Raw genomic sequence first — 25,040 nt, 5'->3', positions numbered from 1 at the left:
GCCCGCAGGTGACGGAACAGGGGCCCGGGGCGGAGCCCCGGTTTCGGGAAGGGGCGGGGCCGGGGAACAAACCCACCCGCCCACCTCAGCCGTATACGGCCCCCAACCCACCCCCCAGCAACCCATACGCGACATCCGCATCCGCATGGGCCAGCGCCAGCGCCCCGGCCGCGCTCGAACCCCCCGTCACCCGGCGCCAATTGCCCCGCGCCAACCGCTGCTGCACGCAGACGATCTGCGCGGCCGCCAGCCCGGCGGCGACCTCGTCGCCCCCACCCGCCTCGCACAGCGCGGCGGCGAGCAACTCCTCGTCCCGCGCGGAATACCGCACCAGCCGCGCCGCCAGGCTCGGCGTCGTGAACACCAGGTCGTGAAAGGCCAGCACGGCGGGCACGTCGCACAGCCCCGTGACGGGGTCGTGGGCGTCGAGCCGCTCGTGGAAGTGCGTGCGCAGCGCGCCCAGCGGTGACATCCCCGCCGCCCGCGCCCGCACCACGCGGGCCGCCTCGCCCTGGTGGTCGGCGAAGCGGTGCAGGACCAGATCCTCCTTGGCCGGGAAGTAGCGGAAGAGGGTCGGCTTGGACACCTCCGCCGCCGCGGCCACGTCCGCGACCGACACCCGGTCGAAGCCGCGGGCCAGGAAGAGCTCGATCGCCGTCTCGGACAGCACCTGCCGCGTGCGCTGCTTCTTGCGTTCCCGCAGTCCGGTCTCCTCGGTCACGGGTTCACCCTATCAGGTGTTTTTAACCCAGGATCTTTTGTTACCGAGTTGTGTTTTCGGTGCGGCGGGCTTTTGATGGATGAGGAGACACCGAACGACGAGGGGACATCGCATGACCGCCACCGCAGTGCTGATCGTGGGCGCCGGACCGACGGGGCTGACGCTGGGCTGCACGCTCGCCCGCGCCGGGGTTCCGGTGCGGATCATCGACAAGTCGCCCGAATTCCACGGAGGTTCGCGTGGCAAGGGGCTCAACCAGCGCAGTCGCGAGGTGCTCGCGGACCTCGGCATGGGGGAGGAGTTCACGGCTGCGGGCAACCCCCGCCTGATCTTCCGCAAGTACCGGCACGGCGTCGCGGTGGCCGATCACGTGCCCCCGGCGGACGGCACCCCGGCCCCCGGCGTGCCCTATCCGACCGGCCTGTGGATACCGCAGTGGCGGACCGAGGAGATCCTGCGCGCGCGGCTCGCCTCGTACGGGGTGCGGGTGGAACTGGGCCGCGAGGTCGCCGGGTTCACGCAGGACGGGTCGGGGGTGGTGGTCACGCTCACCGACGGGCGGCGCATCGAGACCGCGTATCTGGTGGGCTGCGACGGTGCCCGCGGAGTGGTCCGCAAGGCGCTCGGGGTGTCCTTCGAGGGGGAGACCGAGCCGGAGCTGGCCCTCGTCGGGGACGTCGAGGTCGAGGGCGGCCTGGACCGCGGCTGTTGGCACCAGTGGATCGACGAGGACGGCGCCGTCCTGCTCTGCCCCCTGCCCGGCACCCGGCGCTGGCAGCTCCAGAGCTCGCCCGAGCTCGACGCGGAGGGGAACCACGAGCGGCCGTCGCTGGAGCTGTTCCAGCGTCAGCTCGACCGCCACGCCCGGAACCCCGGGCTGAGGCTCACCAACCCCGGCTGGCTCTCGACCTATCGCGTCAACGTCCGGATGGCCGACCGCTTCCGGGTCGGCCGGGTGCTCCTCGCGGGGGACGCGGCCCACATCCACTCGATAGCCGGCGGCCTCGGCATGAACACCGGCATCCAGGACGGCTACAACCTGGGCTGGAAGCTCGCCCTCGTCGTGAGCGGCGGCGCGGGGGAGGGGCTCCTCGACACCTATGAGGAGGAGCGGCTGCCGGTGGCCGCGTGGACCTTGAAGCTCACCGACGAGCGACTGCGGGCGGTCAGGGAGGGGGTCCGGAAGGCCGGGGTCGGCACGGAGGCGGGGTTCGCCCCGGACCTCACCACGCTGGGCGTCGGCTATCGCTGGAGCTCACTCGCGTGGGGCGGGCCGATGGCGGGGGAGCGGGCGCCGGACGCGCCGTGCCGCGACGCCGCGAGCGGGGAGCCCGTCAGGCTCTTCGAGGTCTTCGCCGGCCCCCGGTTCACCCTGCTGGGCTTCGGCCCGGAGAGCGCGGAAGCCCTGGCCCGGGTGTCGGCCGCCCACGGCGACCTGGTGCGCACCTGCCTGATCGACGGCGGGGGCGAGGGTCTGCTGGATCCCGGACGGCACGCGTGGACGGCGTATGGGATGGAGGCGTACGGGATGGAGGAGAAGGGGGCGGGGGGTGCGGGCGGGCCCGGGAAGGGCGGCCTGGTGCTGGTGCGGCCCGACAACCACATAGCCATGGGTGCGGCGGTGGACCGAGGCGCCGAGATCGTGGACCGTCTGGAGCGCCTCGGCCGCTGACACCGCATGGGTCACGCCTGGGGAGCGATCTTGACGGCGGAGATGTCGAAGGTCAGCTTCACCTTGTCGCTGACCATCACGCCGCCGGCCTCCAGGGCCGCGTTCCAGGTCAGTCCCCAGTCGGAGCGCAGGATCTCGGCGCTGCCCTCGAAGCCGACCCGCTCGTTGCCGTAGACGTCGGTGGCCGAGCCGTTGAACTCCAGGTCGATGGAGAGCGGGCGGGTGACGTCCTTGATGGTGAGGTCGCCGGTGATCCGGTAACGGTCGCCGCCGAGCTGCTCGGCGGCGCCGGAGCGGAAGGTCATCAGCGGGAACCGCTCGGCGTCGAAGAAGTCGGTGCCGCGCAGGTGGGCGTCGCGGTCGCCGATGCCGGTGTCCACGCTCCCGATCCGGACGTCGATGGACGCGGCGGAGCGGGAGGGGTCGGCCCCGTCGAGGCGGAGGGTGCCCTCGTGGTCGGTAAATGAGCCCTTGACGTTGGTGACCATGGCGTGGCGCACGGTGAAGCCGATGCTGCTGTGGGTCGCGTCGATGGCGTAGTCGCCGGTCAGGGCGGCGAGTGCCGGGTCGACGTCCAGGACGGCGGTGGTGGCGGGGGCGGTGCTGTTCCTGCGAGTGAAGATGCCCATGACGGCTGCTCCTTGTCGAGAGATCCGGCTGTCGAGGCCGAGTCGTTGAATGTCGTTGAATGTTCAACGAGAATGACGGTAGCGCGATCTGGTTCAACTTTCAACCTCCAGGGAGGGTGAACATGGCGAGGCGGTTCCTCAGGAGGTCGCCAGGTCCGTGCTGTCGTGGTCGTTGCGGCTCCGTCGCCGCCGTGCCACCGTGTGCCTCGCGTGCAACCCCGCCCCGTACCGCCCCCAGCGCCCCGGGAGGAACCGCCGTGCCCCCTGCCTGGACCCGTCGAGGCTTCCTGCTCGCCGCCTCCGCCGCGGGTGTCCTCGGCGCCGCCCCCGCCACCGCGGCGAATGCCTCGGGCCCGGCGGGCGGACGGGGCGCCGGGGAGCCCGACGGCGATTTCGCCCGACTGAGATCGCGCTGGCGGGACTTGATGCTCGGTGCCGGGTTCGACGCCCGTGCCGAGCCCTATGCCGGGGCCCTGCGCGACACCGGGGCGCTCGCCCGCGTCCACCGGGCGGGCATGAGCCCCGCCCCCGCCTCGCTCTGGCCCGACACCCCCTTCGACCCGCCCGCCGGGATCACCCGGAGCTACGCCCGGCTGCACACCATGGCCCAGGCGTACGCCCAGCCCGGCACCGGTCTCACGGGGGACGCCGCGCTCGCCGCCGACATCCTCGCCGGGCTCGACCATGTGCACCGGCGCGTCTACCACTCCGGCACCACCCCCACCGGCAACTGGTGGGAATGGCGGATCGGCAGCCCCCGGCTCCTCCTCGACACCCTCACGCTCCTGTACGACGAGGCCGGGGCCGAGCGCCGGGGCGCGTATCTGGACGCGGTCGGCCACTTCGTCCCCGACACGGAGCTCGACGACTACTCCGGCACCAGCACCGGCGCCAACCGGGTCGACCTGTGCCGCGTCGTCGCCCTGCGCGGCATCCTCGGTGCCGACCCCGACCGCACCGCGCTCGCCCGCGACGCCCTCTCACCCGTCTTCCCCCATGTCACCCACGGCGACGGGCTCTACGCCGACGGCTCCTTCGTCCAGCACACCTGGGTCGCCTACTCCGGCACGTACGGCCAGGTCCTGCTCGACGGGCTCGGGCGGCTCTTCGCCCTGCTGCGCGGATCCCCCTGGGAGATCGACGACCCCCAGGCGCGGAACGTCCACGACAGCGTCGAGAACGCCTACGCGCCCCTCGTCCACGACGGGCTGATCACGGACAGCGTCTCCGGCCGTGCCATCAGCCGCGGGGTGCAGACCGCCGACCCCCGCCGGGCGGTGCAGAGCGACCACCAGCGCGGCCACGCGATCATCGCCGCCGTCGCCCTGCTCGCCGACAGCGCGACCCCGGCCGACCGGACCCGCTGGCACTCCCTGATCAAGGGCTGGGCGGACCGCGACCCCGCCGCCGACCTGCGGACCGACCCGCAGTTCGGCGTCGCCGACCTCACCCGGATCGCCGCCGCCCTCGACACCCCGGGCCCGGCCGCGCCCCCGCCCGTGGGCCACCGGCTGTTCGCCGCCATGGACCGGGCCGTCCACCACCGCCCCGGCTGGACCGCCGCCCTCGCCATGGCTTCCGACCGCATCACCCACTACGAGAACGGCAACGGCGAGAACCCGCGCGGCTGGCACACCGGCGCCGGAATGCTCTCCTGGTGGGCCGCGCCGGGCACCCACGGCCAGTACACCGACGCCTTCTGGCCCACCGTCGACCCCTACCGGCTGCCCGGCACGACCGTCTCCGCCAAGCGGCTCGCCGACAACGAGGGCGGCGGCTGGGGAGCGCCGAGACCCGCCGTGCGCTGGGTGGGCGGGGTCACCGACGGGGAGTTCGCGGCCGTCGGGCAGCACCTCAAGGGGCTCTCCTCCACGCTGGAGGCCCGCAAGTCCTGGTTCTGCGCGGCCGACGCGATCGTCTGCCTCGGCGCGGGGATCACCGCCCGCGACGGCACACCTGTCGAGACGGTCGTCGACAACCGCTCCCTCGGCGAGCGCGGCCTGCCGCTCCTCACCGTCGACGGAGAGCCCCAGACCTCCGCCACCGGCTGGTCGCGCTCCCGCTCCCGCGCCCGCTGGGCCCACCTCGAAGGCCACGGCGGCTACGTCTTCCCCGGCGGCGCCCCCCTGGAGATCCTCTGCGAGGCCCGCACCGGCTCCTGGCACGACATCAACACCGGCGGCACCCCCGACCGCCTCACCCGCCGCTACCTCACCCTCCTCCACCCCCACGGCACCGACCCCGCCGATGCCGCCTACGCCTACGTCCTGCTGCCCGGCGCCGGACAGCGCGCCGTGGCCGACCGCGCCGAGGACCCGCGCTGGCTCACCGTCCTCGCCAACTCCCGTGACCAGCAGGCCGTTCGCCTGCCCTCGCTCGGTCTCACCGCCGCCAACTTCTGGGCCGCGGGCACCGTCGGCCCCCTCGGGGCCACGGCGCCGGCGGCCGTCCTCGTCAGGGAGAGAGGCGGCACCGCGACCGTCCACCTCGCCGAGCCACCGCGCACCGGCGCGCCCGTCGACCTCACCTGGCACCGCCCGGTGCGGTGCGTGACGGCGCACAACCCCTCGGTCCGGGTGCTGTCCACCGGTGACGCGCTGCGCATCCGGGTGACCCCGGGCACGGCCTGCGCCCCCCACGGCTGTACGGTCGCCCTGGCATGACCGCGGGGGCACGCTTCCCGGCCCCGGACCGCCGTCAAGTTGGCCAGCCTACGGCTCGGAGCGCGGTCTCTTGTGAGGTATTCACAAGAGGCACCCCCTATAGGGGGTGCCCCGAACCCCAGTCGCTGTGAGCTTCTGTGTCGCCTGCCCACCAAATCGCACACGACGTTGTATGGAACCGACATGAGTTTCCGGCCTCCCCGGCACGTACCGTCTATGCATGAGCAATCTCGAAGGTGCGCCCGTAGAGGCGAGTGACGTCCGTGGGCGCGTCGCCGAGCTGCACGCCATCCGCGAGCAGGTTCGGCGTGGTCCGAGCGAGCGGGCGACCCAGGCGCAGAAGGCCAAGGGGAAGCTGACGGCCCGGGAGCGGATCGGTCTGCTGCTGGACGAGGGGTCGTTCTCCGAGGTGGAGCCGCTGCGGCGGCACCGGGCCACGGGGTTCGGTCTGGAGAGCAAGAAGCCCTACACCGACGGTGTGATCACCGGGTGGGGCACGGTGCACGGCCGGACCGTGTTCGTGTACGCCCATGACTTCCGGATCTTCGGCGGTGCGCTGGGCGAGGCCCACGCCACCAAGATCCACAAGATTATGGACATGGCCATCGCGGCGGGGGCGCCTCTGGTGTCCCTGAACGACGGTGCGGGTGCCCGTATCCAGGAGGGCGTCTCGGCGCTGGCCGGGTACGGGGGGATCTTCCAGCGCAACACCCGGGCGTCGGGTGTCATCCCGCAGATAAGTGTGATGCTGGGTCCCTGCGCGGGCGGCGCGGCCTACAGCCCGGCGCTGACGGACTTCGTGTTCATGGTCCGTGAGACCTCGCAGATGTTCATCACCGGCCCGGACGTCGTGCGCGCCGTCACCGGCGAGGAGATCAGCCAGAACGGCCTGGGCGGTGCGGACGTGCACGCCGAGACCTCCGGCGTGGCCCACTTCGCCTACGACGACGAGGAGACGTGCCTCGAAGAGGTGCGTTACCTCCTCTCCCTGCTGCCGCAGAACAACCGGGAGAACCCGCCGCGTGTGGTGAGCGAGGACCCGGCCGACCGTGTCGGCGAGGCGCTCCTGGACCTGGTGCCGGCGGACGGCAACCGGCCGTACGACATGCGCAAGGTGATCGAGGAGCTCGTCGACGACGGCGAGTACCTGGAGATCCACGAGCGCTGGGCCACCAACATCATCTGTGCGCTGTCGCGGCTGGACGGACAGGTGGTCGGTATCGTCGCGAACCAGCCGCAGTCGCTGGCCGGGGTGCTGGACATCGAGGCGTCCGAGAAGGCTGCCCGTTTCATCCAGATGTGCGATGCTTTCAATATCCCGATCGTGACGCTTCTGGATGTGCCGGGCTTCCTGCCGGGTGTGGACCAGGAGCACGGCGGGATCATCCGGCACGGCGCGAAGCTGCTGTACGCGTACTGCAACGCGACGGTGCCGCGGATCTCGGTGATCCTGCGCAAGGCCTACGGCGGTGCGTACATCGTGATGGACTCGCAGTCCATCGGCGCGGATCTCACCTACGCGTGGCCGACGAACGAGATCGCCGTGATGGGTGCCGAGGGCGCGGCCAACGTGATCTTCCGCAAGCAGATCGCCGAGGCGGACGACCCCGAGGCGATGCGGGCACGGATGGTCAAGGAGTACAAGGCCGAGCTCATGCACCCGTACTACGCCGCCGAACGCGGCCTGGTGGACGACGTCATCGACCCCGTCGAGACCCGGTCGGTGCTGATCAAGTCGCTCGCCATGCTCGCCACCAAGCACGCGGACCTGCCCTCCCGCAAGCACGGCAATCCGCCCCAGTAAGGGAGTACACGCATGGACAACACGCTCGTACGCGTCGAGAAGGGCACGGCCGACGCGGAGGAAGTGGCCGCCGTCACGGCCGTCCTCCTCGCCCGTGCGGCTGCTGTCGGCCACCACGCGGCCCCGCCGCGCCCCCGCCGCTCCACGGCCGCCTGGCGCCGCCTGGAGCGCACGCCGGGCTTCAGAGCACCGCACAGCTGGCAGGGCTGAGCCCCCCTCCGGGCCCCGGCAAGGGGCCCGACAACGCAGAAGGTCCCCCCGCTCCTCGTGAGCGGGGGGACCTTTTCGCGTCGGCGCGGCAGCCGAGACGGCTCACCGCAGGCGCGCCATCAGGGCGTGCTCGACCAGCGTGATCAGCGCGCTCTTGGCCTCGTTCCGGTGACGGGCGTCCGTCGTGATGATCGGGGCGTCCGGGCCGATCTGCAGCGCCTCGCGGACCTCCTCCGGCGTGTACGGCTGGTGTCCGTCGAAGCCGTTGAGGGCGATGACGAACGGCAGGCCGCTGTTCTCGAAGTAGTCGACGGCCGGGAAGCAGTCCGCGAGCCGGCGGGTGTCCACGAGGACGACGGCGCCGATCGCACCGCGCACCAGGTCGTCCCACATGAACCAGAAGCGGTCCTGGCCGGGCGTGCCGAACAGGTACAGGATCAGGTCCTGGTCCAGGGTGATGCGGCCGAAGTCCATCGCCACGGTCGTCGTGGTCTTGTCCGGCGCGTGCGTGAGATCGTCGATCCCCGCGGAAGCGGACGTCATCACGGCTTCGGTGCGCAGCGGGTTGATCTCCGAGACCGCGCCGACGAACGTGGTCTTGCCCACGCCGAATCCACCCGCCACCACGATCTTCGCGGAGGTGGTGGAGCGGACTGCCTCGCCGCTAGAGGTTCCGAAGTCCACTGAGCACCCTTTCGAGCAGTGTCACGTCAGGCTGGCCGCCGGCGGACTCGTCGCCGCCGGGCTGATGGATGGCGACGAGCCCGGCCTCCGCCAAGTCGGCGACGAGGATTCGGGCGACGCCGAGGGGGATGGAGAGAAGTGCCGAGATCTCGGCGACCGACTTGATCTCACGGCACAGATGGCAGATGCGCTGGTGTTCCGGCAACTGCCCTTGGAGCTGGGACGGCTGGGCCGTCGTGTGCACCAGCGCCTCGATGGCGAGCTGGTACCGCGGTCGGGTACGGCCGCCGGTCATCGCGTACGGACGGACCAGCGGATTGTGCTTCTTGCCCCCGGACGGGGACGCCTGCGCCGCGCGCCGGTGCTGCTGCTGCGGCACCGGCTGCACGTGCTGCGGCGGACGCGGCGGCTCCGCGTGCGCTTGGTGGCTTGGCGCAGAGGGGAAGTTGAAGCGGTTCAGCGGGGGCTGCCCCTGCTGCTCATTGCCATACGGGTAACCGCCTGGGGGCGTTGCCACGTCGATCCTCCTCCAACTCGCCTGTCTGCTGCTGGTCGCGCCACCGCACCTTATGGCGCGATGGCGCGAAACGCACTGCCTCTTTGCTAGTTGAGAAGGCTTCCCTGCAGTTCGGCACGGAGATCGGGCGTCAGCACGCTCCCCGCTCGATCCACCAGGAGAGCCATCTCGTAGCCCACGAGGCCGATGTCGCACTCCGGGTGCGCCAGCACGGCCAGCGAGGATCCGTCGGAGACGGACATGATGAAGAGGAAGCCTCGCTCCATCTCCACGACGGTCTGGTTGACCGGGCCGCCCTCGAAGATGCGCGAAGCGCCCGCGGTCAGCGAGGTCAGGCCGGAGGCCACCGCCGCCAGCTGGTCTGCGCGGTCCCGCGGGAAACCTTCGGACATCGCCAGAAGGAGTCCGTCGGCGGAGACCACGACGGTGTGGGACACCCCTGGGGTGTTCTCCACGAAACTGGTGATCAACCAGTTCAGGTTCTGCGCCGCCTGGCTCATCGGGCTCACACTAACGCTCCTGATCGTAGGTGCCGCCGGGGCCGAAGCCCTGGTCGTGTTGCTGATGCTGCTCCTGCGCGGTACCGGCGGTGTCGCCTCCCGCGCTGCGCCCCTGCTGGACACCGCGGCGCAGGTTGCTCAGCCTGCCGCGTACGTCCTCGGGGGCACGGGATATCTGGGGGCCGCTCTGGGGGGTCTGCTCCGCCTTGCCCTCGATCAGATTGGCCTTGGGCACTCGGCGGGGCAGGCCGGAAGAGGTGATTCCGCCGGCCTTCGGCTCCCGGAGCTGCTCGGCGCGGTGCCAGCGCTCGTCGTTCCTCGATCGCCAGTCGGGCTCGTCACCCTGCTGCGGCTGCTGTCGGACGTCCTGCTGAGGCTGCTCCGGCTCGCCGGCCCCCGCGGCGTCCTCGACTGAATCGGATTGCTGCCACTGCTTCGCGCGGCGCGGCAGACCGGCCCCGGTCAGCGAGTGGGAGCCGCTCGAGGCGGGGCCCGGACGGTCGAACTCTACGCGCTCGGGCTGCGCCGTGTCAGCGGACGGCAGGGAATCCGAAGCCGCTCCGTAACCCTGCTGGGTGGCGTCCTGGTACGGACCTGACTCCTGCCATCCGGCCCGGCGGCCCGGGGTGCCGAAGCCGTCGAAGGACTGCTGCTGCTCGGGGTAGCCCTGCTCCGTGTAACCGGCGTCCTGGTAGGGCGCCTCGGGGAAGGCGTGCTGGGCCGTCCGCTCGTACGGCTCGTGCTCCGGCACCGCGTGCTGGCCGGTGGAGTGCCCGTTGTGCTGCGGCATCTCGTGCTGACCGGTGGAGTACTGGCCCTGCTGCGGCATCTCGTGCTGGCCGGTGGAGTACTGCCCCTGCCGGGGCATCTCGTGCTGACCGGTCGAGTGGCCGTTGTGCTGCGGGAGCTCGTGCTGACCCGTGGAGTACTGGCCCTGCTGCGGTACGGCGTGCTGGCCCGTCGAGTGCTGACCGGGGAACGGGGCCGCGTGGCCACCCGTGTCCTGGTCCGGCCGCTGCTCGAACGGTTGCTGCTCGTAGCCCTGTTGACCCTGCTGCTCGTAACCCTGCTGCTCGTACGGCTGCCGGTCCGCCTGGTCCTGGAACAGCGCGCGGTTGTCGGTCGCGGCCTCCAGGGCGGCACGCCGCTCCTCGCGCAGTCGCGAACGGCCGACCGGGTCCAGCGTGGGCACGCCCGCGTTGTCCTGCCGGGGCTCGTAGCGCGAGTCGTCGAAGCCGAGCTCGGCGGCCGTGCGGAACCGGCCCACGGGCGCGACCTGCTGCTGCTCCGGCACCATCCGGGAGACCGTGAAGTCGTTGTCGCCCGGCTCGTCCTCGCCGCCACCACCGTGCGTGATCGCGTCGGGGAGCATGACCAGCGAGGTGGTGCCCGCCTGCTCGCCCGAGGGGCGGAGCTGGACCCGGATGCCGTGCCGGGTCGCCAGGCGGCCGACCACGAACAGGCCCATGCGCTGGGCGATCGCGACGTCCACGGACGGCGGGTTGGCCAGGCGGTGGTTGATGTCCGCGAAGTCCTCGGCGGTCAGGCCGATGCCCTTGTCGTGGATCTCGACCATCACACGGCCGTCGGGCAGCCGTGTCGCGGTGACCCGGACCTTGGTGTGCGGGGAGGAGAACGACGTGGCGTTCTCCAGCAGCTCGGCGAGCAGGTGCACGAGGTCGGTCACGGCCAGGCCGTGGATCTCGGCGTCCGGGACGCCGGACAGCTCGATGCGCTCGTACGCCTCCACCTCGGAGGAGGCGGCGCGCAGCACGTCGACCAGCGGCACCGGCTGGTCCCAGCGGCGGCCGGGCTCCTCGCCGGCGAGGACGAGGAGGTTCTCGCCGTTGCGGCGCATACGGGTGGCCAGGTGGTCCAGGCGGAAGAGGTTCTCCAGCTGGTCCGGGTCCGCCTCGTTCTCCTCCAGCTCCGTGATCAGGGTCAGCTGGCCCTCGATCAGGCTCTGGTTGCGGCGCGAGAGGTTGGTGAAGATCGCGTTGACGTTGCCCCGGAGCAGCGCCTGCTCGGCGGCGAGCCGGACGGCCTCGCGGTGCACCTGGTCGAAGGCGCGGGCGACCTCGCCGATCTCGTCCCGGGTGGTGATCGGGATGGGCTGGATACGGGTGTCCACCCGGCCCGGGTCCGTCCGCGAGAGCTGGTCGACCAGCGTGGGCAGCCGCTGCTCGGCGACGTCGAAGGCCGCGCGGCGCAGGTGGCGCATGTTGCGGCTCATCGAGCGGGCCATCATGCCGGCCACGAAGAACGCGATGATGAGGACCGTGACCAGGATGGCGCCGTTGACGTAGGCGGCCGTCTGGGCGTCGGAGGAGACCTGCTCGGCCTCGTTCACCGACTTGTCGGCCAGCTCCTTCTCGACCTCGCGGTAGGCGTCGAACTTCGCCGTCGAGGCGGCGAGCCAGGCCTCCGGGGTGATGCCCGCTTCCTTCAGCTGGGCCTTCGTCTGGCCGCTCGCGAGGGCGTTGAAGATCTTGTCCTGCTCGGACAGCTTGCCCTTGGTGGCGAAGATGTCGTTGAGCCGGCTGATGTCGTCCTCGGTACCGGCGGCGTCGTACTCACGCCGGGCGATGGACTCCAGGAAGTTGTAGGAGGTGAACGCGGTCACCTGGACCGCGTGCTCCTTGGGGTCGGTCGAGGGCTTCACCAGCAGGTGCATGCCGATGGAGCGCTGCAGTGACTCGGCGGCCTTCGCGAGGGAGATCGCGTAGACCATGCGGCCGTAGGAGTTGTTGCCGGTGCCCAGGCCGAGTTCGTTGGTGAAGGCCATCAGCGGCTGCTGGATCGCTCCGTAGCCGTCCTCGGTCTTCACCTCGCCCAGCGCGGACGTGTACGCGACCTGCCGCAGCTTGGGCAGCGTCAGCTCGGCCTCGCGGAAGAGCTTGACGCGGCGCTGGAGGCTCTTGGTGTTCGGGGCCTTCTTGACGGCCGCGTTGAACTCCTCCTGGGCACGGTCCGTCGCGGCCTGCGCCTTCTTGATGACCGGCGCCTCACGGTTGCCCTCCAGCATCGGCTGCGCGCTCAGGTCGCGCTCGTCGATGACGGCGTGGGCGTACGTGGCCGCGGCACGGACCAGACGCGCGGTGTTCGCCGCGTCCTTCGCCTCGGTCCAGGTGTCCACCCGGCCCTTGACGTCGAGCCCGCCGAAGACCAGGGCCACCAGCACCGGGATCAGCAGGATCGCGTTCAGGCGTACGGGCACACGCCAGTTGCGGGGCGAGAAACGGCCGCCGCGGCCCTGGGGCGGCGGAGCGGGGGTTTCGGGCACGTCGGAAGGCGGCGGCACCGCTGTGCGCGACGGCGGGGTGAAGTTGCCCCGCTCGTCCCGCGCCTGCTGTGCGGCGCCCGTCTTTCTGCGCGTCACTCGACCAACAACCTCTCGGCGTCGGCACCTGCGTTGTGTGCCGTTTTTGCGAACCGGGCCACTACCGCCCGGTTCCTGGAATTCCAGCACGCCGGGCGTGCGCATTCCAAACAGTGCACACGGCCGACGGCCGAAGTAATTTGCCCGACATAAAACGGGCATTAAGAGCGAGCGGCGGCAAATGGCGGGCGAATTGTGTGCACAGCGAAGTCGGCCGAACGCATACGGTGCTCACGTCCGGCCGATTCTCTGTCGAAACGTTATGAACGATCCGTCAGGTCGTGTTCAATACCACAAGCCATTGGTGCCGACCAGTGATTGCGGAGGCTACTTCAGCCGTGCCATCAGGGCGTGCTCGACCAGGGTGATCAGCGCGCTCTTGGCCTCGTTCCGGTGGCGGGCGTCCGTCGTGATGATCGGGGCGTCCGGCCCGATCTGCAGCGCCTCGCGCACTTCCTCGGGGCCGTACGGCTGGTGTCCGTCGAAGCCGTTGAGGGCGATGACGAACGGCAGGCCGCTGTTCTCGAAGTAGTCGACGGCCGGGAAACAGTCCGCGAGCCGGCGGGTGTCCACCAGGACCACCGCGCCGATCGCACCGCGCACCAGGTCGTCCCACATGAACCAGAAGCGGTCCTGGCCGGGCGTGCCGAACAGATACAGGATCAGATCGTCGTCCAGCGTGATGCGGCCGAAATCCATCGCCACGGTCGTCGTGGTCTTGTCCTGGACGTGGCTCAGATCGTCGATCCCCGCCGACGCGGACGTCATCACGGCTTCGGTGCGCAGCGGGCTGATCTCCGAGACCGCGCCCACGAACGTGGTCTTGCCGACGCCGAAACCGCCGGCCACCACGATCTTCGCGGAGGTGGTGGAACGGCCGACGCCGCCGCTAGAGCTTCCGAAGTCCACTGAGCACCCTTTCGAGCAGTGTCACGTCCGGCGTCCCGCCGGACTCGCCGCTGCCGCCCGGCTGGTGGATCGCCACCATTCCGGCCTCCGCGAGGTCCGCGACGAGGATGCGCGCCACGCCCAGGGGCATGTTCAGCAGCGCCGAGACCTCCGCGACCGACTTGACCTCCCGGCACAGGTGGCAGATCCGCTGGTGCTCGGGGAGCAGCCCCTGGAGGTGGGCCGGGTCGGCCGTGGAACTGACCAGGGCCTCGATGGCGAGCTGGTAGCGCGGCCGGGTGCGGCCACCCGTCATGGCATAGGGGCGGACCAGTGGCTGGTCGCCCTCACTCCCGTACGGCGCGTAATGGGAATCGCCGTACGGGCCGGGCGAGGCGGGCGGGGTCATGAATCCTCCGGACGGGACAGCAGGAAGGCAATAATGCCGTCGAGCGGTGGGCCGGTGGGGCGTTTTCGGCCGTACGGTCGGACGGTATTTGCGGTGTGCTCCGGTCAGTTCAGCAGGTTGCCCTGGAGTTCGGCGCGAAGATCGGGCGTGAGCACGGTGCCCGCGCGGTCGACCAGCAGGGCCATCTCGTAGCCCACGAGGCCGATGTCGCACTCCGGGTGCGCCAGCACGGCCAGCGAGGATCCGTCGGAGACGGACATGATGAAGAGGAAGCCTCGCTCCATCTCCACGACGGTCTGGTTGACCGGGCCGCCCTCGAAGATGCGCGAAGCACCCGCGGTCAGCGAGGTCAGGCCGGAGGCCACCGCCGCCAACTGGTCGGCACGGTCCCGCGGGAAACCTTCGGACATCGCCAGAAGGAGTCCGTCGGCGGAGACCACCACCGTGTGGGAGACACCAGGGGTGTTCTCCACAAAGTTGGTGATCAACCAGTTCAGATTCTGCGCCGCCTGGCTCATCGGACTCAACTAACGCTCCTGCTGGTAAGTGGGGCCAACATTGTGGCTTCCGGTCGACGGGGCACCGCCGGCCTGACGGCCCTGCTGGATGCCCCGGCGAAGGTTGGTCAGACGGCCGCGTACGTCATCGGGCGCACGCGAGACCTGCGGACCGGTCGGGTGGGACTGCTGCTGTTCCGCGGTGCCCTCGACGAGGTTCGCGCGGGGGACACGGCGCGGCAGCCCGGACGGGGTGACCCCGTCCGCGGCCGGCTCGCGCACCTGCTCGGCACGGCGCCAGCGCTCGTCGTTCGAGGTCTCGCGCCAAGTGTCCTGCGGGGTCTGCGGGGCCTGCGGGGTCTGCGGGATCTGTGAGCGCTGCGGGTCCTGGAGGGTCTGCCGCGGCTCGCGCCGGGGCAGCCGCTGCGGGGCGTCCGCCGTCGGCTCGGGCGCGGTGGCGTGGTTCTCCTCCGCCGCGCCGCGGAACCAGTTGGACTCCAGCTCCTCGAAGAGCGGCGTCCGCGCGTCACCGGCGCCGCCCGCCGGCATCGGGGACGGCACGGCGGTCAGGCCGTCCGGAGCGCCGTGCGGCAGCTCGAACCGGCCGGTCCCGCCGGGGCCTTCGGCCCGCGGGGCGGAACCGTTTCCGCCGAGCGGCCAGTCGTCGACCGGCGCCTGCGGGGCGGCCTGCGGCCGCGCGTACTGCCCACTGGTGCTGCTGAGGGCGTCCGGCGAGGCGGGAAGCGCGTACTGACCCGTGGTGTCGGGCAGCGCGTGCCGACCGCTCGTGCTGTTCGGGGATTCGCCGGATCCGGGCACCTCGAACCGGCCGGTGCCGGGCCGCGCGTGCTGGCCGCTGGTGCTGTTGGGGGCGTCCGGCGAGGCGGGGAGCGCGTACTGACCCGTGGTCTGCGGCTGTGCGTGCTGGCCGCTGGTGCTGTTCGGAGTGTCCGTGGACGCGGGAAGCGCGTACTGGCCGGTGGTGCCGGGCCGTGCGTGCTGGCCGCTCGTGCTGTTGGGCGCGTCCGGCGAGGCGGGCAGGGCGAACTGGCCCGTGCCTTCCGCGGACTGCGTGCGGCCCGTCGGCTCGGGAGCCGGGGCGATCGCCGGGAACTGCGCGGTGTCGCCGGGACCGCCGCTCTGCGGGGTGCCCGCGGGCAGCGCGAACCCGCCCGGCGTGCCCGGCACGCCGGTGCCGGACGCGTCGACGTCCTGGTGGCCGCGCGGGGCGTCCTGCCCGGCGCGGTCGCCGGACGGTGCCGGCCAGTCGTCGGCCGGCGGCTTCGGGGCGGCAGGCTGCTGGTTGCCCCAGCTGGGCGCCTTGCGCGTGGGCAGCTCGGAGTTGCCGCCGGGTGCGGGCTGCACGGGGCCGCTGCCGCGGCGCCGGGGCATCTTCGGACGGCGGACGTTCTCGCTCGCCGGGGGGACGACGGACGGGTCGACGCCACGGGTCGGCAGCGAGGGACGGCCGTCGGCGCCCTTGTCCGAACCACCGCGCGGAGCCGCGTCGAAGAGGCTGCCGCCGGTGGAGGCGGGACCCGTACCGGGACCCGCCGTGCCGGGCGCGGGCACGGGACGCGTCGGCAGGCCGCTCTGCGTCGTGGCCGGGCGGGTCGGCAGACCGCTGTCCGTCGTCGCGGGGCGCGGCGGCAGACCGCTGTCCGGCGAAGTGGTGCGCTTGGGCAGGCCGTTCTCCGTGGTGGCCGGCCGGCCGTTGCCCGGCAGCGCCGGACGCGGGCCGCTGCCGTCGCCGCCCGGGACCTGGCGACGCGGCACGGCGCCCATGAGGCCGGGGCCGCCCTTGCCGCCGGGAGCGGCGGGGGCACCGCCCTGCGCGGGCGCGCCGGGAGCACCGGGCATCGGCCGCCTGCCGCCCTGGGCGACATCGACCGGCAGCATGACGAGCGCGGTCGTGCCGCCCGAGTCGGAGGGCCGGAGCTGGATGCGGACGCCGTGTCGCAGGGACAGGCGGCCGACCACGAACAGACCCATGCGGCGGGAGACCGACACGTCCACGGTCGGCGGGCTGGCGAGCCGCTCGTTGATCGCGGCGAGGTCCTCCGGGGAGAGACCGATGCCGGTGTCGTGGATCTCGACCAGCACGCGGCCGTCGGGCAGCGCGTGACCGGTCACCTTGACCTTGGTCTGCGGCGAGGAGAACGACGTGGCGTTCTCCAGCAGCTCGGCGAGGAGGTGCACGAGGTCGTTGACCACGCGGCCCGCGACCTCGGTCGGCGGCACGCCGGACAGCTCGATGCGCTCGTACTGCTCCACCTCGGACGCGGCGGCGCGCAGGACGTCGACGAGCGGCACGGGCCGGGTCCACCGGCGGCCGGGCTCCTCGCCCGCGAGGACGAGGAGGTTCTCGCCGTTACGGCGCATGCGGGTCGCGAGGTGGTCGAGCTTGAACAGCGAGGACAGCTGGTCCGGGTCGGCCTCGCGGCTCTCCAGCTCGGAGATGAGCGACAGCTGACGCTGGATGAGGCCCTGGCTGCGGCGCGAGAGGTTGGTGAACATCGCGTTGACGTTGCCTCGCAGCAGCGCCTGCTCGGCGGCGAGGCGGACCGCCTCGCGGTGCACGTCGTCGAAGGCCGCGGCCACCTTGCCGATCTCGTCGGTGCTGTGCACGCCGACGGACTCGACGGACGTGTCGACGTCCTGCGGGTCGGTCTCGGACAGCTGCTTGACGAGCTCGGGCAGGCGCTCCTGGGCGACCTTCTGGGCGGTGTCCTGCAGCCGGCGCAGCGAGCGCACCATGGAGCGGGCCACGACGAACGCGCCGACGAGCGAGATGCCGAGGACGAGCACGATCAGCACACCGTTGAGGATGGCTTCCTGCTGCGCCTCGTCCTTCAGCTCGCGCGCCTTCTGCTCCATCTGGTTGAGCAGCGTGGTCTCGACCTTGGACATCTCCGAGAGCTTGGTGCCGGACTGGTCGGACCAGTCCATCCAGGACATCTGGGCGTCCTTGAGCGCGGTGCTCTTGGTGAACGCGCGCTCGGCGAACGCGTTGGCCGCGGTGACGTCGGCGACGCCGCCGTTGAGCGCCTGGAGCAGCGACTTGGCGTCGTCGGAGCGGATGGCGGTGAAGCGCTTGACGGCCTCGTTCTCCGCCTGCCGCGCCTCGTCGCCGTACTGCATGTCGTTGGCGGAGAGGGCGGGGCCGCCCTTGGCGGCCAGACCCGCGGTGATCACGGCGCGCTGGATGGACGCGTACTCCTTGGCGGCGGAGAACGTGGCCAGCGCGCGGGTGGCGGTGATCATGTCGCTGTTGCTGGTGGCCTGGGCCATGTCCTGCGAGAGCGACAGCAGCGAGTTGATCAGCGAGTCGTAGCTGTTGACCGTCTTGGCGACGTAGTCCTTGTCCTTGTACGCGTTCTCGCGCACGGTCCGGATCTTGCCGAGCTGCCGGGTGATGTCGACCAGGGTGGTCTGCACACCGACCATCGTCGGGTCGTTCGGCTTGACGCCCTCGGTGGCGTCGCGGAACGCCTGGACGGCCTTGTCGGAGCGCTGCCGGGTGGAGACGATGCGGTCGTCGTCCTTGTTGCCGGAGGACAGCGGGCCCGCGGTCTTGTCGCGCTCCTCCTGAAGGGCGCTGGCCAGCTGGGTGGCCTTGCCCGTCATATCGGTGAGGAGCTTCATGTGGTCGAGCTGGTCGACGTTGTCGAGGGAGCTCGCGATACGCATGCCACCCAGCGTCGTCGCGGCGACGACGGGCAGGGCCAGCAGGGAGATCAGACGGGTGGAGATGCGCCAGTTGCGCAGGGCTATTCGTGAGCCCGGCCCGCTGGGCCCTTTCGCCTTCGACTTGGACTTCGACCGTTCGGCGGCTTCGCCACCGGTCGGCGCGTCGACGGACGTGCCGCGGTCGGTCGCACCGCGCGGCTCCGGCTCCGCCGCAGCGCTGCCATCCCTCTTGAAACGTCCCTGCACTAGCGTCGCAACCTCTGGACCAGGCGTCCCACCGGTGGAGCGGCGGGACGGTGTCGAGTCGTGGGGGGACCGCGGTTGCCCCCTGGCGGTCCGTGGAATTCCAGCACAGTGCCGGATCTCCCAACAAGGCCGGTGCGCCTCCCCGTGCGGTGCGTGACGCTCAGTGCCGTCCGTCGTCACGGCGCGTAGAGGAGGTGAGTCTTTACATAGGGCAATCCTTGCCAATTCGCCCTACCGGCCTGGGCGGCCGCCGGGTGTCCCAGTCGCCATGATCAGGAGCGGAACGTCAGGTTCAGCACTGCAATGTCCGTTTCGCGACCATGTATTTCCCGCCCGTTATGCGGCATTTATCGGCGAGTTGGTGAGCAAACTCACAGGTAATTGATGGCTTGTCCCACGGTCGGCGGGGGATAGGCGCGCCTAGCCTGGTCCTTTGCGCAAACCGCGGGCACGACACCGCGCACCCCCGTGCCGTGCCCGTCCGCGCGATCCCGAGCATCCCGATACCGCGAGGCGACAAGTGCAGACGACGACGAAGAAGAACAAGGTCACGACGACTCTGGTGTCCCGCAAGACCGCCAACCCGCGCCGTACGACGCTCGCCCACCTCGAGGGCCCCGGCGCCCTGCGCACCCTCGAGCCCCGCGAGCACGCCGTCGAGCTGCCCCAGGTCACGGCCAACCCGCGCCGCACCGTCCTGATGACCGCCCCCGCCGCGGCTCCCCAGGCCTGATCCCCGGCGGCGCACGGGCCGCGCGCGCCCCCGCGATAGCCTGGGGTGTCAGACTCCGGCCGGATCAGATAGGGGCAGCAGCTTCCCGTGCGCATCGCCAGGTTCTCCATCGACGGCAACGTCGCCTTCGGCGTCGTGGAAGGGGACGCCTCGACAGAAGGCGGCCCCGTCCTCGACATCATCAAGGGCCACCCCTTCGCCGAATTCGAGCGCTCGGGGCAGAAGATCCCCCTCGGCAAGGTGCGGCTCCTGCCGCCCGTGTTGCCCAACAAGGTCGTCGCCGTCGCCCGCAACTACGCCGAGCACGCCGCGGAGCTGGGCAACGAGCTCCCCGACGCCCCCGTCGTCTTCTTCAAGCCGTCCACCGCGGTCATCGGCCCCGGGGACCCCATCGCGTACCCGCCCTTCTCCGAAGAGGTGCACCACGAGGCCGAGCTGGCCGTGGTCATCGGACGGATGTGCCGCGAGGTCCCGCGCGAGCGCGTGAAGGACGTCATCCTCGGCTACACCTGCGCCAACGACATCACCGCGCGCGACATCCAGCGGCGCGAGAAGCAGTGGGCCCGTGCCAAGGGCTTCGACAGCTCCTGCCCCCTCGGCCCCTGGATCGAGACCGAGCTCGACCCCACGGATCTCGGCATCATGTGCACCGTCAACGGTGAACAGCGCCAGCTGGGCCGCACGAGCGACATGGTGCACTCCATCGAGGACCTGATCGTCCACATCACCGAGGCGATGACGCTGCTCCCCGGCGACGTCGTCCTCACCGGCACCCCGGCCGGTGTCGGACCCCTGAACGTCGGCGACGAGGTCGCCGTCACCATCGAAGGCATCGGCACTCTCACCAATAAGGTGATCAAGCGTGGCTAGCGCAACTCCCGTACGCGTCCGTTTCTGTCCCTCGCCGACCGGCAACCCCCATGTGGGCCTGGTCCGCACCGCCCTGTTCAACTGGGCGTTCGCCCGCCACAACGGCGGCACCCTGGTCTTCCGTATCGAGGACACCGACGCGGCCCGTGACTCCGAGGAGTCGTACGAGCAGCTGCTCGACTCGATGCGCTGGCTGGGCTTCGACTGGGACGAGGGCCCCGAGATCGGCGGCCCGCACGCCCCGTACCGCCAGTCGCAGCGCATGGACATCTACCAGGACGTCGCGCGGAAGCTGCTGGACGGCGGCCACGCCTACCACTGCTACTGCACCACCGAGGAGCTCGACGCCCGCCGCGAGGCCGCCCGCGCCGCCGGCAAGCCGTCCGGCTACGACGGCAAGTGCCGCACCGTGACCGCCGAGCAGAAGGCCGCGTACGAGGCGGAGGGCCGCCCCTCCATCGTCCGCTTCCGGATGCCCGACGAGCCGATCACCTTCACCGACCTGGTCCGCGGCGAGCTGACCTTCACCCCGGAGAACGTGCCGGACTACGGCATCGTCCGGGCCAACGGCGCCCCGCTGTACACGCTCGTCAACCCGGTCGACGACGCGCTGATGGAGATCACGCACGTGCTGCGCGGCGAGGACCTGCTGTCCTCCACCCCGCGGCAGATCGCGCTCTACAAGGCGCTCGCCGAGATCGGCGTCGGCAACGGCACCACCCCCGAGTTCGGCCACCTGCCGTACGTCATGGGCGAGGGCAACAAGAAGCTCTCCAAGCGCGACCCGCAGGCGTCCCTCAACCTCTACCGGGAGCGCGGCTTCCTCCCCGAGGGCCTGCTCAACTACCTCTCCCTGCTGGGCTGGTCGTTCTCCGCCGACCAGGACGTCTTCTCCATCGCGGAGATGGTCGCCAAGTTCGACCTCGCCGACGTCAACGCCAATCCGGCCCGCTTCGACCTGAAGAAGGCCGAGTCCATCAACGGCGACCACATCCGGCGGCTCGACGTGAAGGCGTTCGCCGAGGCGTGCGGCCCCTGGCTGCGGGCCCCGCACGCCAACTGGGCGCCCGAGGACTTCGACCAGGCCGCCTGGGAGGCCATCGCCCCGCACGCCCAGACCCGGCTGACGGTCCTCTCGGACATCACCGCCAACGTCGACTTCCTCTTCCTGAAGGAGCCGGTGGAGGACGAGGCGTCCTGGGCCAAGGCGATGAAGGAGGGCGCAGGCGACCTGCTGCGCACGGCCCGCGAGAAGCTCGACGCCGCCGACTGGTCCAGCCCGGAGTCCCTCAAGGAGGCCGTCCTGGCCGCCGGCGAGGCCCACGGCCTGAAGCTCGGCAAGGCGCAGGCCCCGGTCCGCGTCGCCGTCACCGGCCGCACGGTCGGCCTGCCGCTCTTCGAGTCCCTGGAGATCCTCGGCCGCGAGCGCACCCTGGCCCGCATCGACGCGGCCCTGGCAAAGCTGACGGCGTAACGACCCCTCCGGGTCACCGTCGCCGCATGGCGATCCGCGCAGTCCTCTGGGACGTCGACGACACCCTCTTCGACTACACCGGTTCCGACCGGGCCGGGGCGCTGCGCCACATCGAGGCCGAGGGCCTGCTCTCGCGGTACGACTCCGCGGAGCAGGCCCTCGGCCTTTGGCGTGCCGTGATGGAGGCGCAGTTCGCCCGTTTCCTCTCCGGCGAGCTCGATCACCAGGAGCACCGCCGTGAGCGCGCACGCGCCTTCCTGGGCGCCCCCATGGGCGATTCCGAGGCCGACGCCTGGTTCGCCCGCTACGTGAGCCGCTACGAGGCCGCCTGGACCCTCTTCCCGGACGCCCTGCCCGCCCTGGACGCCCTCGCCCCGCACGTCCGCCAGGCGGTGCTCTCCAACGCCGCCACCACGTACCAGGAGCGCAAGCTCCGCGTCCTCGGGGCGCGCGCCCGGTTCGAGGACGTGATGTGCGCGGACCGCATCGGCCGCGCCAAGCCCGACCCCGGCGCCTTCCACGCCGCCTGCGCGCGGCTGGGGTTGCCGCCCGCCGCCGTCGCGTACGTCGGCGACCAGCTCGAATGCGATGCGATCGGGGCCCGCGACGCCGGGTTGCACGGGATCTGGCTGGACCGTACGGGCCCGCCGGAGGCGCCAGTTCCGGATGGCGTGCGGCGCATCGCGGGACTCCACGAGCTGCCCGGGGTGCTGTGGCGGCTTATCGGTTTTGGAGCACCCTCCACCTTCGGGTAATGTTCTTCCTGCGCCGCCCGAGAGGGCCGAGAGGCCGGAACGGACGGAGCAAGCCCGAGCAAGACCCCTTCAAAGAGGTCGAGTTCTGGTGGGGTATGGTGTAATTGGCAGCACGAGGGTTTCTGGTTCCCTTAGTCTAGGTTCGAGTCCTGGTACCCCAGCAAAAGAAATTCACTCGGGTTTCTTTTGGTAAAGTAGAAAACGCGGTAAACAAAGTAGTAAAGCGCAGTGCGAGCCCCCGTTGTGTAGCGGCCTAGCACGCCGCCCTCTCAAGGCGGTAGCGCCGGTTCGAATCCGGTCGGGGGTACTGATCCATAATTCTTCACCATCCGGATGAATCCCGGAGGCGGGGAAGGGATCGCTAGGGCCCCCGTTGTGTAGCGGCCTAGCACGCCGCCCTCTCAAGGCGGTAGCGCCGGTTCGAATCCGGTCGGGGGTACTGGTAACACCATGGGGTATGGTGTAATTGGCAGCACGAGGGTTTCTGGTTCCCTTAGTCTAGGTTCGAGTCCTGGTACCCCAGCGCAGAGAGAGCTTGAAGCTCTGCAAGTAGTAAAGCGCAGTGCGAGCCCCCGTTGTGTAGCGGCCTAGCACGCCGCCCTCTCAAGGCGGTAGCGCCGGTTCGAATCCGGTCGGGGGTACAAAAAGGAAAGATGCCTCCCGCATAAGCGGGGGGCATTTTTTCGTGTGGCCTTCCGCATGTCCGTACCGGGCCGGATAATCCACGCATGGCCCATACCGACGGCGCGCGACACGGGGGCAGCCGTATCCACGTCGGTGATCTCCGTCCAGGCGATCACGCGTCCCTGCTCTATGCGTCGGACGAGGAACGGGCCGCGGTCCTGCGGGGCTTCCTGCTGGACGGTCTGGACGCGGAGCACAAGATCCTCTACCTCGCGGGCGAGGACGGGCCCAAGGGGCCGCGCGAACTGCTGGAGGAGTGCCGCCTCGCCGAGCTGCCCGAGGCACCGTACGGACAGCTGGAAGTGCTCGGACCGGCCGATCTCGCCCCGCCGCGGGGCGAGTTGGACCCCGCCGCGTTACTCGGCTCGCTGCGGGCGGCCGTCGACCGGTCCCGCAGCGAGGGCTACCGCGCGCTGCGCGTCACGGGGGATCTGTGCACCGCTCTGTGCGACGGCCGGGACACCTCCCGGCTGCTGCGCTACGAGGCCCTGCTGGCCGCGGAGTTCGGCTCCGGCGAGGCGCTGGCGGTCTGCCAGTGCGACGTCCGCCGCTGCGACCCCGCCGCCCTGGGCGCCTTCGCATCGGCTCATCCCAGGAGCGTCGAAGTGGATCCACTCGTCCGCACAGCCGAACTCCTCGTCGTCCGCACCTTCGACCCGCCGGGGCTGCGCATCGAGGGGGTGGTCGACACCGCCTCGCACCGCTACCTCCGGGACGCCCTCCAGTCCGTCGCGTCCGTACGGGGCGACGTCCGCCTGGAGATGTCCCGGGTGGAGTTCCTCGACCTGGCCGGGCTGCGGCTGCTGATGACCTTCGCCAGGGCCCGCGCCGCCCGCCACTGCACCGTCGAACTCGCCGGAGTGCCACCGCACCTGCTGCACGTCATCACCCTCATCGGCTGGGACCGCACGCCGGGCCTCCGGCTGGGGGCCGCGCATGCCTGCTGACCACACCGGACGGACCGGGCCCGACGGGCCCACCGGGGGAGCCGTCCAGGGGCGGGAACGGGGGCCGGGACAGGGGCGGGGACGTGGACAGGGGCGGGGATTCGTCCACCACGCCTGTCTCTACGGCAGCGACGACGAATTCCTGGCGATGGCGGTCCCCTTCGCGCGCGCCGGGCTGGCCGCCGGAGAGCCCGTCCTGGCCGTGACGACACCCGCCAACATCGAACTCCTCCGCACCGCCCTGGGGGACCACGCCCACGCGCTGGACACTGCGGAGAGCGCGCACTTCGGCCGCAGACCCGTCGAACGGATCGCCGCCTTCCTGCGCTACCAGGAGCGGCGCTCCCGTCCCGGCAGGCGGACACGGATGATCGCCGAACCCGTGCGGTGCGGCGGATCCGCCCACCGGACCGCCGAGTGGCAGCGGCTGGAATCCGGCCTCAACCTGCTGCTGGCCGCGCTGCCGGTGTGGATGGTCTGCCCGTACGACACGAGGACCGTGCCCCCCGCCGTCGCCGAGGCGGCCCGCGCGACCCACCCGGCGCTGCTGGACGGCGAGCGCGTCACGCCCTGCGCCGCCTACCGGGACCCGGCGGACTACGCGGCCTCCATGCTGCTGCCCGGCCCGCCGCCCCCGCTCTCCGCCGTCACCGCCGGGCCGACCGCCGAGCTTCCCGCCGTACGCCGCTTCGCCCGCGAGCGGGCGGCCGCGGCGGGCCTCACCGGCGGCCGGCTCGCGCTGGCCGAGCTCGCCGTCCACGAGGCCGCGGGCCGCCTGCTGGCCGCCGACGGCGCGCGCGTCGCGCTGAGCGCCTGGCAGGAGCCCGGGACCGTCGTGTACGAGCTGCGGCGCCCCGGGCCGCTGAGCGCCCCCGTACCGGCTCTCGCGGGCTACGTCCCGCCCGGCCCCGGCCCCGGCGCAGAGGATGGCCTCTGGCTCGCCCGCCGCCTCAGCGACTGCCTGGACGTACGCTCCCGGGACGGTGAGACCCGTATCACATTGCGGATCGCCGGAGCCGGGGACGCGGAAGCCCTGTGAGGGCGGACGGGACGCCCGCCCTCACAGGG

Annotated in this window: 20 protein-coding genes and 5 tRNA genes; 15 read left to right on the top strand and 10 right to left on the bottom strand. The window is 71.3% G+C overall.

Features of this window, described 5'->3' with window-relative positions:
- Positions 1-85 precede the first annotated feature (85 nt).
- Positions 86-721 (bottom strand): TetR/AcrR family transcriptional regulator, encoded by a 636-nt coding sequence (locus ACWD4A_RS17915; RefSeq protein ID WP_451194849.1) that lies wholly within the window; start codon positions 719-721, stop codon positions 86-88.
- A 112-nt stretch (positions 722-833) separates the two neighbouring features.
- Between ACWD4A_RS17915 and ACWD4A_RS17910 the strand changes: the two genes are divergently transcribed.
- On the top strand, positions 834-2,393 hold the full coding sequence (locus ACWD4A_RS17910) for an FAD-dependent monooxygenase (RefSeq protein WP_451194847.1): 1,560 nt from the start codon (positions 834-836) through the stop codon (positions 2,391-2,393).
- An 11-nt stretch (positions 2,394-2,404) separates the two neighbouring features.
- Here the strand turns inward: ACWD4A_RS17910 and ACWD4A_RS17905 are convergent, their stop codons facing one another.
- On the bottom strand, positions 2,405-3,022 hold the full coding sequence (locus ACWD4A_RS17905) for a YceI family protein (protein WP_451194846.1): 618 nt from the start codon (positions 3,020-3,022) through the stop codon (positions 2,405-2,407).
- A gap of 257 nt (positions 3,023-3,279) precedes the next feature.
- Here ACWD4A_RS17905 and ACWD4A_RS17900 point away from each other — a divergent pair, with 257 nt between their 5' ends.
- The 3 genes from ACWD4A_RS17900 (at position 3,280) to ACWD4A_RS17890 (ending at position 7,699) form a co-directional block, all read left to right on the top strand.
- Positions 3,280-5,685, top strand: a complete 2,406-nt coding sequence (locus tag ACWD4A_RS17900) for a polysaccharide lyase 8 family protein (protein ID WP_451194844.1) — start codon at positions 3,280-3,282, stop codon at positions 5,683-5,685.
- Between the two features lie 220 nt (positions 5,686-5,905).
- Entirely contained in the window at positions 5,906-7,489 is a 1,584-nt protein-coding gene (locus ACWD4A_RS17895) for an acyl-CoA carboxylase subunit beta (RefSeq protein WP_451194843.1), read from the top strand.
- A gap of 12 nt (positions 7,490-7,501) precedes the next feature.
- The gene (locus tag ACWD4A_RS17890) at positions 7,502-7,699 is read left to right on the top strand and encodes an acyl-CoA carboxylase subunit epsilon (RefSeq protein WP_451194842.1); all 198 of its coding nucleotides are present in this window, start codon (positions 7,502-7,504) and stop codon (positions 7,697-7,699) included.
- 102 nt (positions 7,700-7,801) lie between these two features.
- Here the strand turns inward: ACWD4A_RS17890 and ACWD4A_RS17885 are convergent, their stop codons facing one another.
- From ACWD4A_RS17885 to ACWD4A_RS17850, 8 genes are all read right to left on the bottom strand, one after another.
- Positions 7,802-8,383, bottom strand: a complete 582-nt coding sequence (locus tag ACWD4A_RS17885; protein WP_116214070.1) for a GTP-binding protein — start codon at positions 8,381-8,383, stop codon at positions 7,802-7,804.
- Positions 8,364-8,900, bottom strand: coding sequence for a DUF742 domain-containing protein (locus ACWD4A_RS17880; protein WP_451194840.1), 537 nt, complete (start codon positions 8,898-8,900; stop codon positions 8,364-8,366). The genes ACWD4A_RS17885 and ACWD4A_RS17880 overlap by 20 nt, the downstream gene beginning before the upstream one ends.
- A gap of 86 nt (positions 8,901-8,986) precedes the next feature.
- Entirely contained in the window at positions 8,987-9,400 is a 414-nt protein-coding gene (locus ACWD4A_RS17875) for a roadblock/LC7 domain-containing protein (protein ID WP_451194886.1), read from the bottom strand.
- Between the two features lie 10 nt (positions 9,401-9,410).
- Positions 9,411-12,779, bottom strand: a complete 3,369-nt coding sequence (locus ACWD4A_RS17870; protein WP_451194838.1) for a nitrate- and nitrite sensing domain-containing protein — start codon at positions 12,777-12,779, stop codon at positions 9,411-9,413.
- A gap of 327 nt (positions 12,780-13,106) precedes the next feature.
- The gene (locus tag ACWD4A_RS17865) at positions 13,107-13,688 is read right to left on the bottom strand and encodes a GTP-binding protein (RefSeq protein ID WP_451194836.1); all 582 of its coding nucleotides are present in this window, start codon (positions 13,686-13,688) and stop codon (positions 13,107-13,109) included.
- Complete coding sequence (locus ACWD4A_RS17860; protein ID WP_451194835.1) at positions 13,669-14,076, bottom strand: DUF742 domain-containing protein; 408 nt, start codon at positions 14,074-14,076, stop codon at positions 13,669-13,671. Before ACWD4A_RS17860 ends, ACWD4A_RS17865 begins: the two co-directional genes overlap by 20 nt.
- 104 nt (positions 14,077-14,180) lie before the next feature.
- A complete protein-coding gene (locus ACWD4A_RS17855; RefSeq protein WP_451194884.1) occupies positions 14,181-14,594 on the bottom strand; it encodes a roadblock/LC7 domain-containing protein in 414 nt (137 codons plus the stop codon).
- A gap of 9 nt (positions 14,595-14,603) precedes the next feature.
- Positions 14,604-18,509 carry a nitrate- and nitrite sensing domain-containing protein gene (locus ACWD4A_RS17850; RefSeq protein ID WP_451194833.1) on the bottom strand — a complete coding sequence of 1,302 codons (3,906 nt, stop codon included), beginning with the start codon at positions 18,507-18,509 and terminating at the stop codon, positions 14,604-14,606.
- 520 nt (positions 18,510-19,029) lie between these two features.
- On the opposite strand from ACWD4A_RS17850, the gene ACWD4A_RS17845 reads away from it, so the two are divergent.
- The 11 genes from ACWD4A_RS17845 (at position 19,030) to ACWD4A_RS17795 (ending at position 25,011) form a co-directional block, all read left to right on the top strand.
- Positions 19,030-19,242 (top strand): hypothetical protein, encoded by a 213-nt coding sequence (locus ACWD4A_RS17845; RefSeq protein ID WP_451194831.1) that lies wholly within the window; start codon positions 19,030-19,032, stop codon positions 19,240-19,242.
- Between the two features lie 87 nt (positions 19,243-19,329).
- Positions 19,330-20,112 carry a fumarylacetoacetate hydrolase family protein gene (locus ACWD4A_RS17840; RefSeq protein ID WP_451194829.1) on the top strand — a complete coding sequence of 261 codons (783 nt, stop codon included), beginning with the start codon at positions 19,330-19,332 and terminating at the stop codon, positions 20,110-20,112.
- A complete protein-coding gene (gltX, locus tag ACWD4A_RS17835; RefSeq protein ID WP_451194827.1) occupies positions 20,105-21,586 on the top strand; it encodes a glutamate--tRNA ligase in 1,482 nt (493 codons plus the stop codon). Before ACWD4A_RS17840 ends, gltX begins: the two co-directional genes overlap by 8 nt.
- Before the next feature lie 26 nt (positions 21,587-21,612).
- Positions 21,613-22,341: an HAD family hydrolase gene (locus tag ACWD4A_RS17830; RefSeq protein WP_451194825.1), complete on the top strand. Its 729-nt coding sequence runs from the start codon at positions 21,613-21,615 to the stop codon at positions 22,339-22,341.
- Between the two features lie 89 nt (positions 22,342-22,430).
- Positions 22,431-22,502 (top strand) — tRNA-Gln (locus ACWD4A_RS17825).
- Positions 22,503-22,575: 73 nt separating this feature from the next.
- Positions 22,576-22,648 (top strand) — tRNA-Glu (locus tag ACWD4A_RS17820).
- Positions 22,649-22,707: 59 nt separating this feature from the next.
- A tRNA-Glu gene (locus tag ACWD4A_RS17815) sits at positions 22,708-22,780 on the top strand.
- 12 nt (positions 22,781-22,792) lie between these two features.
- Positions 22,793-22,864: transfer RNA gene (locus tag ACWD4A_RS17810), tRNA-Gln, on the top strand.
- 45 nt (positions 22,865-22,909) lie between these two features.
- A tRNA-Glu gene (locus ACWD4A_RS17805) sits at positions 22,910-22,982 on the top strand.
- Between the two features lie 87 nt (positions 22,983-23,069).
- On the top strand, positions 23,070-23,972 hold the full coding sequence (locus tag ACWD4A_RS17800; protein WP_451194823.1) for an MEDS domain-containing protein: 903 nt from the start codon (positions 23,070-23,072) through the stop codon (positions 23,970-23,972).
- Positions 23,962-25,011 carry an anti-sigma factor RsbA family regulatory protein gene (locus ACWD4A_RS17795; protein WP_451194821.1) on the top strand — a complete coding sequence of 350 codons (1,050 nt, stop codon included), beginning with the start codon at positions 23,962-23,964 and terminating at the stop codon, positions 25,009-25,011. Before ACWD4A_RS17800 ends, ACWD4A_RS17795 begins: the two co-directional genes overlap by 11 nt.
- Positions 25,012-25,040: the final 29 nt, after the last annotated feature.

Source organism: Streptomyces sp. NPDC002537 (genome assembly GCF_053594975.1).
This window is presented reverse-complemented; position numbering and strand designations above follow the sequence as displayed.

Bases quoted from the DNA above. Each gene is read 5' to 3' on its own strand.
- ACWD4A_RS17910 (WP_451194847.1), top strand. From the start codon at position 834: ATGACCGCCACCGCAGTGCTGATCGTGGGCGCCGGACCGACGGGGCTG.
- ACWD4A_RS17905 (WP_451194846.1), bottom strand. From the start codon at position 3,022: ATGGGCATCTTCACTCGCAGGAACAGCACCGCCCCCGCCACCACCGCC.
- ACWD4A_RS17895 (WP_451194843.1), top strand. From the start codon at position 5,906: ATGAGCAATCTCGAAGGTGCGCCCGTAGAGGCGAGTGACGTCCGTGGG.
- ACWD4A_RS17890 (WP_451194842.1), top strand. From the start codon at position 7,502: ATGGACAACACGCTCGTACGCGTCGAGAAGGGCACGGCCGACGCGGAG.
- ACWD4A_RS17875 (WP_451194886.1), bottom strand. From the start codon at position 9,400: ATGAGCCAGGCGGCGCAGAACCTGAACTGGTTGATCACCAGTTTCGTG.
- ACWD4A_RS17860 (WP_451194835.1), bottom strand. From the start codon at position 14,076: ATGACCCCGCCCGCCTCGCCCGGCCCGTACGGCGATTCCCATTACGCG.
- ACWD4A_RS17855 (WP_451194884.1), bottom strand. From the start codon at position 14,594: ATGAGCCAGGCGGCGCAGAATCTGAACTGGTTGATCACCAACTTTGTG.
- ACWD4A_RS17830 (WP_451194825.1), top strand. From the start codon at position 21,613: ATGGCGATCCGCGCAGTCCTCTGGGACGTCGACGACACCCTCTTCGAC.
- ACWD4A_RS17800 (WP_451194823.1), top strand. From the start codon at position 23,070: ATGGCCCATACCGACGGCGCGCGACACGGGGGCAGCCGTATCCACGTC.
- ACWD4A_RS17795 (WP_451194821.1), top strand. From the start codon at position 23,962: ATGCCTGCTGACCACACCGGACGGACCGGGCCCGACGGGCCCACCGGG.